General features: G+C 49.0%; 1 protein-coding gene. It reads left to right on the forward strand.

Annotation, left to right across the window (positions count from 1 at the left end; all coding sequences use genetic code 11):
* A partial coding sequence (locus SB764_RS44255) for a JAB domain-containing protein (protein WP_410867344.1) occupies positions 1-239 on the forward strand: 239 nt, incomplete at both ends.

Genomic DNA, 239 nt, shown 5'->3' on the forward strand with positions numbered 1-239 from the left:
GGTGATCAACACCGCATTAGAGGTGCTCGATCGCCGACTGTTTTCTCGAGGGCCCAAGCTAGAAAAACCTCAGGAAGTAGCGAGCTATTTGAAGCTACAAATCGCAAAAATGGAGCATGAAGTCTTTGCTGTCATTTACTTGGACAGCGTGCACAGACTCATCAAATTTGAGGTGCTCTTTCACGGCACCATCGATTCGACCGTCATCTACCCACGGCAAATAGCCAAACGGGCGATAG

The sequence above is a fragment of the Paraburkholderia sp. SIMBA_027 genome (genome assembly GCF_046535315.1).
Lineage (GTDB): Bacteria > Pseudomonadota > Gammaproteobacteria > Burkholderiales > Burkholderiaceae > Paraburkholderia > Paraburkholderia tropica.